8 protein-coding genes are annotated in these 8,456 nt (G+C 69.2%); 2 read left to right on the top strand and 6 right to left on the bottom strand.

Annotation, left to right across the window (positions count from 1 at the left end; genetic code table 11):
- From OZ671_RS28590 to OZ671_RS28570, 5 genes are all read right to left on the bottom strand, one after another.
- The coding region (locus OZ671_RS28590; RefSeq protein WP_268863866.1) for a beta strand repeat-containing protein at positions 1–1,736 on the bottom strand (1,736 nt) is incomplete at its 3' end.
- Between the two features lie 309 nt (positions 1,737–2,045).
- Positions 2,046–2,330, bottom strand: coding sequence for a hypothetical protein (locus OZ671_RS28585; protein WP_268863865.1), 285 nt, complete (start codon positions 2,328–2,330; stop codon positions 2,046–2,048).
- Entirely contained in the window at positions 2,327–2,833 is a 507-nt protein-coding gene (locus tag OZ671_RS28580) for a hypothetical protein (RefSeq protein ID WP_268863864.1), read from the bottom strand. Before OZ671_RS28580 ends, OZ671_RS28585 begins: the two co-directional genes overlap by 4 nt.
- The gene (locus OZ671_RS28575) at positions 2,830–3,288 is read right to left on the bottom strand and encodes a hypothetical protein (protein ID WP_268863863.1); all 459 of its coding nucleotides are present in this window, start codon (positions 3,286–3,288) and stop codon (positions 2,830–2,832) included. The genes OZ671_RS28580 and OZ671_RS28575 overlap by 4 nt, the downstream gene beginning before the upstream one ends.
- 48 nt (positions 3,289–3,336) lie before the next feature.
- Positions 3,337–3,714 carry a VOC family protein gene (locus tag OZ671_RS28570; RefSeq protein ID WP_268863862.1) on the bottom strand — a complete coding sequence of 126 codons (378 nt, stop codon included), beginning with the start codon at positions 3,712–3,714 and terminating at the stop codon, positions 3,337–3,339.
- 262 nt (positions 3,715–3,976) lie between these two features.
- On the opposite strand from OZ671_RS28570, the gene OZ671_RS28565 reads away from it, so the two are divergent.
- A complete protein-coding gene (locus tag OZ671_RS28565) occupies positions 3,977–4,780 on the top strand; it encodes an aldo/keto reductase family protein (RefSeq protein WP_268863861.1) in 804 nt (267 codons plus the stop codon).
- 75 nt (positions 4,781–4,855) lie between these two features.
- Positions 4,856–5,788: a DUF72 domain-containing protein gene (locus tag OZ671_RS28560; protein ID WP_268863860.1), complete on the top strand. Its 933-nt coding sequence runs from the start codon at positions 4,856–4,858 to the stop codon at positions 5,786–5,788.
- A 34-nt stretch (positions 5,789–5,822) separates the two neighbouring features.
- On the opposite strand, the gene OZ671_RS28555 is transcribed toward OZ671_RS28560, so the two are convergent.
- Entirely contained in the window at positions 5,823–8,351 is a 2,529-nt protein-coding gene (locus OZ671_RS28555; RefSeq protein ID WP_268863859.1) for an NAD-dependent epimerase/dehydratase family protein, read from the bottom strand.
- Positions 8,352–8,456: the final 105 nt, after the last annotated feature.

The following is an 8,456-nucleotide window of genomic DNA, read 5'->3' as shown; positions in this document are numbered from 1 at the left end:
CCGTCACCGCAGCCCCGCTCCGCCGGCGGCGCCGCCGCCCGCGCCGAGGGCACGATCGCCTCCATGATCGCCGAGGCGAAGGTGCCGAGCCAGGACTTGCCGCCCGGCGCCGTCGGCGTCATGTTGAAGCTCGCGCTACTGCCGCCGCCACTGGCCCGGCCGCGGGTCGCGCAGGGAAAGCCCATGGTGACGGCGCGGTCGTTCATGGCGCCGATCGTGCCGTTGTTGGTGAGGCGCGCGCCTTCGGCAGCGCCCGAGAACAGCACGATACCGGCCGCCGGCAGGCCGCCGCCGATACGCGTCATCGAGCTCGCGCCGCTGGTCGAGGCGCCCGTCGACAGGTCGTCCGGCGACTGCGACCAGCCGCCCATGACGGTGGCGCCGGAATTGACGGTGACCGCGACCGGCGCATGGAACGAGCCCGCGGCGATGCCGACCGCGTTCTGTCCCTGGGCCGTGACGTTGGCCTCGGCCGTCACGGTGACGGGACCGCCGGAGCCGACATCGCGGACCGCGATGCCGCCGGCATTGGCGCCGGTCACCGTGATCGGCTGGGTCGCGACGACCTCGGTGCGGTATGTCCCGGTGACGCCTTCGTCTTCCGACGTGACCGCGATGCCATAGGCGGCTTCGCCGGAGGTCGCTATCCGGCCCGCCCTGATCGAGACATCGCCGGCGGCATTGCCGACCAGGAGGCCGGCGGAAGACGCCCCGCGCGTCTCGATCGCGCCGGCGGTCGTATCGATCGTCACCGCGCTCTGCTGGCCATAGACATGAATGCCGGCGGATTCGGCGCCCGCCGTCGTGATGGCCCCGCTCCTGATGTCGATCGATCGCGCCGCCGGTCCATCATTGTCGTTGCCGAAACCGGCGACGACGGCAATGCCGCTCGACTGCACGCCCTGCGTCGAAACCGTGCCCGCCGTCGTGTCGACCTCGACGATGCCGGAACTGCGAATGACGATGCCGCTGCTGCCTTCCGGGCCTGCCGTCGAAATGTCGCCCGTCACGACGCGGGTCGTCAGTGAAGGACTGCCGCTGCCGTCATTGACGAAGATGCCGAAGCTGCTCTCGCCCTGGGTCGAAACCGTGCCGGCCGTCGTGTCCACCAGGACATTGCCGGTTCCGTAGGTGGCGGCATTGATGGCGTGCGAGAACCCATCGCTGCTTCCGACATCTGCCGTGGTGATCGTGAGGCCGTTGCCGGAGGCGTAGATACCGGTTCCACGCCCCGCGACCGTCCCGGCGGTGGTATCGATCACCACCGGTCCGTTCGCGCTCCACGCGCTGATGCCGGATGCCCAGGTCCCGCTCGCCGTCACATCGCCGGTCGTGACCGTGACGCCTCCGGCATTGTTGGAGGCATTGATGCCGTAGCGATAGTCGCCGCTCGTAGTGACCGTGCCGGCTGACGTGTTGATCACGATATCGCCAGCCGTTCCATTGGATATGTAGAGCCCGTCATTGGCGGTATCGACCGCGACGCCCGGCTCGAAGGACAGGTTCTGCCCGGACGAGCTGTTGTAGCGGATCCCATTGGCATAAGGATTGCCGCTCGGACTGCAGACGACGGTGGTTCCGGTCCCGCACTCATTGTCTGCCCGCGCGACCTGCGGCAGCAGGGTCAAAGCCAGAAGCGATACTGACGACAGATATGCCGCCGCGTGCAGGCAGCCGCGCTTGCTGTCCCGGGACCAGCGAGCGGGCTCGCTGCAGTCGATCGACGCGGTATCCATGAGCATCTCCCTGGATCGGGGGCCGTCCTGCCGCATCGCGGCAGCCCCGATTCCCGCCTAGGGAATGCGCAATCCTGGAACCCGAGAAAAATTGATAGTTCTCAACCCCAGCTTTCGCGTTTCTCATGACGTTGATTTGTCGCGCCTTTATGCGAACCGCTCATCGCGCGATCGGCGATTGTTCCGTCTGTCTGCGGCATCAAAGACACGTGCGGCACACCGCCGCGGATGGCCAGCCGCGCCACGCCGGCGTGGTCCAGGCCGAGTGTCCGCCTTCATTTCCCGGTGCTACGCCTGCCGCCGTGAATGTCACAGCCTCTCGTCGCGCTGACGGCCGATCGCGGCGGTAATCGCCCTGTAGTCGAGCGCGCCGTCCCCGCCGCGCAGCGCCTGGCGTAGGAAACGGATCGGGAAATGGATCGCCTCGGTATTGGCCTCGCGCAATTCCGACAGACGGGCCGAAGCCCCGCTTTCCGCAAGATCGAGAGCCGTGCCGATATCACGCTCGCTCAGCACATCCTTGCGCTTCAGTTCCACGCACAGCGCAGCCAGCGCCAGCAGGAGGCCTTCCATCTGCAGGTTCGCGGTATTCACGTTCGGTCCTCCCGACGGTCTTCCAGGCTGGGATGCAACGCCGTCGCATGTGCGAAGCTTTCGCCGCGCGCCGTTTCCAGCTCGCGCAGGCCGGCCGCGAGACATGCCCCCCAGACGAGATGAGCGGCCAGCATCAGACCATTGCGCCGGGGCGGATGCCGCGCGCCGAAGCGCAGAATGCCCATGGCCGGAATCCAGCCGAGATAGCTCGCAGCCCATACCGCCAGACCGAAGACGCCACCGGCCGCGGCATCGCGCCGGGTGGAGGCCGCCGCGAGGACGCTGCCGGCGGCGGCGCCATAGAGGAAATGGTGGAGCAGCGTCGCCGTCGACGGGCGCAGCCCGAGATCAGGCAGGTCCTCGACGATTTCCCGGGGCGGCAGCGGATAGCGCTCGCGCCGGGGAAGCTGCTCGTGCATGCGCCGCATCGCTCCGGTCATCGGCAGGGTCGCCGCGAAGCCGGCCAGGGCGCCGAGGAGCATTCGTCCGACGAGCGGCGTCATGGCCGATCCAGGCCCTGTTCGCGCGGCGGACAGGTCGCCAGGAAGGCGACGGCCATCGCCGCATAGGCGAGCGCGACGGCGCGCCGCGGCAGCGCCTTTTCCCATCCCGGCGTGAGCCGCTTCGGGACGAGGCCATAGTCGACGATCGCGGCCAGGGCTGACACGGCCAGGGCGTCGACGACCGGCGCACGGGCCGGATGCTGGCGGCGGGCGGCCTGGAAGATCCCGGCCCAGAAGACCGACGCCGCGTGATGGGTGACGACGCCGACAAGCGTGTGGCGCGCATCGGCGCCGCGGACACGGCCTGCAGCATTGCCCCAGTACCAGTGGCTCGTCGCGTTGACGGGCTGGAGGGCCCCGCGCCCTTCGGCGCGTGCGAGCAGCGCCAGCGCAGCGGCCGTCACCACGCTCAGCACCGAGCCCGATACCAGGGTCTTGGTCAGCAGAGTTGTCATGTCGCCGTCTCTCGCCATCACCTGCCTCCGAGCAGCCGCGCACGGTGGTCACCCGCCGTGATGCGTCACGGCCTCGATCTTGTTGCCGTCGGGATCGCGCACGAAGGCGCCGTAATAGTTCGGATTGTATTCCGGCCGCAGGCCGGGCGCGCCGGCATCGGTGCCGCCATGGCGCAGCGCGACCGCGTGGAACTCGTCGACGATGGCGCGCTTTCCGGCGACGAAGGCGATGTGCACGCCGTTGCCGACCGAAGCCGGCTTGCCGTCCACCGGCCTGGTGAGGCTGAACAGGGCCGAGGTCACGCCATAATGCGCCGCGTCCTCCGAAGCCTTGAGCAGGCGGAGGCCAAGCACCGCCAGGACCGGTTCGTAGAAGGCGCGGCTGCGGGCGACATCGTTCGTTCCCAGCGAGACGTGATGGATCATCGCTACCTCCCTGCACCAGCTTTGGCCGGCGCTCATGCCTTTGCTGTGCAACGCCGTCCTCGCCCGGCAGTTCTGAACCGGCTCAACTGTTTTGCCCGCCGCCAAGCGGACGTCGCACCGGAAGCAGCCCCGCGCGGAACCGGACGGCTTTTCCGCGCTTGATCCTGAAACGGCTTCCGAAACCGGCCACGGGAGATGATCTCGGCCGGTGGGTGGCCGGCACGCTCCGGCCTGTCCGGCCATGCCAGGGAAGGACCAGCCCATGACGTCGCAGAACGGTATCGACCTGCGGAGCGGCCACAGCATGCCGCTGATGGGCCTCGGCACGTGGCAGCTGTCGCATGACACGGCCGAGACGATCGTCGCGGCGCTGGCGCTCGGCTACCGCATGATCGACACGTCGGGCGACTACGGCACGCAGCCGGCCATCGCCGAAGGCATTGCGCGCAGCGGCCTGCGCCGCGCGGACATCTACCTCGTCACCAAGGTGGAGGAGACCGAGGACGCCTACGAGGCGACACGGCGCAACCTGCGCGAGCTGCAGCTCGACTACGCCGACCTCATGCTCATCCACCGGCCGCCGCGCCAGGGCGCCGGCGAAGAACTGTGGCAGGGGCTGCTCAAGGCCAAGCGCGATGGCCTTGCCAGGGATATCGGCGTCAGCAACTACCGCGTCGAACAGATCGAAGCCCTGATTGCCGACAGCGGCGAGACGCCGGCCGTCAACCAGATCGAGTGGAGCCCGTTCGGCCACAGTGAGGCCATGCGCGATTTCGCGCTGCGCAAGCATATCGTCATTCAGGCCTACAGCCCGCTCACCCGCGGCACGCGGCTGACCGAGGAGCCCCTGGTCGAGCTCGCCACGAAATATGGCAAGACGCCTGCACAGGTGCTGATCCGCTGGAATCTTCAGCACAGCGTCGTGCCGCTTCCCAAAGCCAATCAGGGGGCCCACCTCCAGGAGAATTGCGACGTCTTCGACTTTTCCATCGACGCGGCGGAAATGGACAGGCTCGACGCGCTCAACGAACGCTATTCGGCACTGGGCAGGCTGCCCTATGCCTAGCGCCTTTCGCCGTTTCACGAGCCGGCCGCCGGCACGACGGAGCCCCCTCGCCGACGCACAGAGATGGCAATGCCCATGCAGCGGAAAACCAGCCGGAAGAAGCCGCCGCGGGCGGCGATCCGCATCGGCCTGTCGGGCTGGAGCTATGCCGGCTGGCGCGGTCATTTCTACCCGAAGGGGCTGAGCCGCAAGAGCGAGCTGGCCTTCGCGGCCCGGCAGCTTCCGACCCTGGAAATCAACGGCACCTTCTACGGCCTGCAGAAACCGCACGCCTTCGCGCAATGGGCCGAGGCCACGCCCGAGGGCTTCGTGTTCGCCGTCAAGGGTTCGCGCTTCATCACCCATATCCGCCGGCTCAGGGAGATCGAGACGCCGCTCGCCAATTTCCTCGCGTCCGGCCTGCTCCGGCTCGGCCCCAAGCTCGGGCCGCTGCTCTGGCAGTTTCCGCCGAGCTTCCGTTTCGATCCGGGCCTCATGGAAGACTTCCTCGCGCTCCTGCCGAAAGACACGGAGGCCGCGGCCGCCCTGGCGCGCCGCCACGACGAGCGGCTCGCCGGACGGGCCGCGGTCCAGACCGATGCCAAACGGCCGATGCGCCATGCGGTCGAGATCCGTCACGAAAGCTTTCGCGACCCGGCCTTCATCGACCTGCTGCGCCGGCACGGCATTGCGCTGGTCTGCGCCGACACGGTCGACTGGCCGCGGCTGATGGATCTCACCGCCGACTTCGTCTATTGCCGACTGCACGGTTCGGACGAGCTCTATCGCTCGCATTATGCGGAGCCGGAGCTGAGGCGCTGGGCGAGGCGCATCGAGGCCTGGGCCGGCGGGCAGCCGATGACGGACGGCACGTTCGCCGGCGACCGCGACGCGGCGCCCGCCGAGCCGCGCGATGTCTTCCTGTTCTTCGACAATACCGACAAGCGCCACGCGCCGGCCAATGCCGCGACCCTGATGGAGATGCTGAATCTCGTCTGGCAGCCTGATGCGGTCGATCGCGCGGCCTGAATCGGGCGGCCGGGCGGCATCGCGCGCAGCCACCTCATACGATGGCCCGGTCCCAGCCGCCGTAATGCGCCTCGCTGCGCGTGCCGCGCGGCAGGCTCAGCGCGACCAGCCCCAACCCGATGGCGATGTCGGCGGCGGTTGCCGCCGGCGCGCCGCCATCGAGCATGAAGGGCGAGACGGCGATCCACGCGCCGAGCGCGATATTGACGAACCGCACCGCCCGCACGACCTCGGCCATCGCCGTCACGGCGACGAGGATGACGAGGCAGCCTGCGACGTGGTCGCTGAAGGAGAGCGGCGGCTGCGCGCCGAAGGCCAGCGGCGACGCCATCAGGGCGATGCCGAGCACGGTGCTCGCCACGAGCGTCCAGGGAAAGTTCACGCCGCCCATGACGATGTCCCGCATGATGTCCGGAACCGGCCGGTCGAGATCGGGCGTCGGGGCCTGGTCCTCGCCGAGCGCCGGACCGCCGCGCCAGAAGGTGCGCCAGAACGGCTCCCCTGCCCGCTTCGCGCGCCGCAGATACTGGCAGCTCGCCAGCACCTCATCGACCGAATAGGGAATGAGCAGGACCGTCAGCGCCGCCTGGATGATGCAGAGCGTGCACAGGGCGCCGATCAGCGGCGGCTGGATCATGATGAAGCCGACGCTGACGAGACCGAGCGGCACGACCAGCAGTCCGAACAGCACGACCATCCAGGGCATGGTGCGCCAGCGGCGCCGGTCGCCGATCGCCCCGGCCAGCACATCGAGCGCGTAGGCGAAGGCGCCGAGCCCCGCATCGGCGATCGGAAACCCCTTGGAAACCCAGGAGGTGACCACCGCCTCGGTGCCGTTGGCGACGCCCGCCCCGCCCGGTCCGAAGAACGGATCCCAGAGGCCGTCGACATGGCCGAGCTGATAGGCGGCGAGATAACGCGAGACGAGCAGGCCGACCAGGGCGAGCGCGACGATGTGGATGCGCTGGCTGAACGTCGAGGGCGAATAGGTCCAGCCGAGCGGCCGATCGTCGTCAGCGGCCAGCGCCCGGCCGCTGACGCCCGGCGTGGGCGGCACCATGACCGCGAGCGCGATGATGATCATGCCCGCCAGGGTATCGGTCGCATAGGCGCCCGCGCTGGTGGTCCAGAACAGCAGCGGCGCCGCCATTACCCATACGCCGACAGCCGCCGTGCCCCATTGCAGCGCGTGCCATCGGCGCGCCATGCCGCCCAGCGCGAGGATCATGACCAGCAGCCCGGACAGGATCTCGCTGGCGCCGAGCCGCGCATCGCGCGTTTCCGCCGCCGCGATATCGTGGCCGAGCGCCGGCGGCAGGGGTGCGGCCGGCGGGTCGAACAGCCCCAGCGCGAACGGCGAGGCGACGAGCCAGAGGCCGATCGCGGCATTGGTCAACGGCGCCCAGAGCGTGCGCGCATGGTGGCGCGCAGTCTCCTCGGCGACGTCCGCGTCCGAGCGCTCCAGCGGCCGCTGCAGCCGCTGCGCCGCCTGATCGAGCTCCGGCCCGGACGCCGCGACCACGGAGGGCTCGAGCTTGTTCGCCCGGTACCAGTCGGTCGGATCGGCCTTCAGGCGCCGGATCATCTCCGGCAGCGTCGCGGTCAGGCTGTGGCGCGGTCGCCAGCCGAGGAGCCGGTCGGCGCGACCGATGTCGAGCTCGTAGTGGTCGTCGGCACTGGCCACCATCCAGGCCTTGATCTCGACATCCTGGTCCAGCACGTGCTCCTGCATCCAGGCGCCGACCTGCGTGACCTCCTTGGGCAACGCGAGCGTGCGCCAGGGCTCGCCATGGACCAGCTCGCCGATCCGCCGCTGCATCTCGCCATAGGTCGGCGTCTCCTCCTCGCCGATCAGCAGGACCGTTTCGTCGGGAAGCCGGTCGCGCCGGTCGACGACGCGCACGATGGCATCGACGAGATCGTCCTTGTGGAGATAGGGTTGGCCCGTTTCGATGTCGCCGGCGAAAAGATAGGCGGTCGGCCGACGTTCGAAGATGCGGGCGATCTGCTGGGCGACGAAGGCGGCGCGGCACTGCTCGTCATAGACGCCGGCGAGCCTGACGATGGCGATCTTGATGTCGCCGCGCTCCTCGCGGATCAGCCGCTCGGTCTCGACCTTCGAGCGGGGATAGGCCCAGGCCGGGGCCAGCGCGCCGTCCTCGTCGATCTTCACGCCCTTCGCCGGGCTCGGCGCATGCACGAGCAGGGTGCTGGAGAAGACGAACTGCTCGGTCTCGAAATCCCGCAGGGCGGCCAGCAGCCGGCGCGTGCCCTCCACCGTCACGGCGTCGTATTTCGGATTGTCCTCGCCGGTCGTGTCGTAATAGGCGGCGAGGTGGACGACCGAGGCGATCCGGCTGCCGAAGCGCTGGCGCACTGCGTCCACGGCTTCGCTCACGCTGGCATCGGAGGTGAGATCGATCGCGATCGCCTCCAGCCCCGGCAGGGATCGCCTCGGCGCGACGTCGAGCCCCACGACCTGATAGCGTTCCGCCAGGCCGCGCGCGATCGCCTGCCCGAGGAAGCCGCTGCTGCCGGTGATCAGAACGACTGGCTTCGGCATGACGCTCGTCCTCGTCCAGATCCTGGCCGGGCCACGGCAGCCCGGCCGGATGTCCGGCCGGGGGCCGGCACTTCGACCGGAGCGGCGCCCGACCGCATGACGCGG

It is taken from the genome of Phreatobacter sp. AB_2022a (assembly GCF_026847585.1).
Taxonomy (GTDB): Bacteria; Pseudomonadota; Alphaproteobacteria; order Rhizobiales; family Phreatobacteraceae; genus Phreatobacter.
Note: the sequence above shows the minus strand (reverse complement) of the source record. Positions and strands in the feature narration are given on the sequence as shown.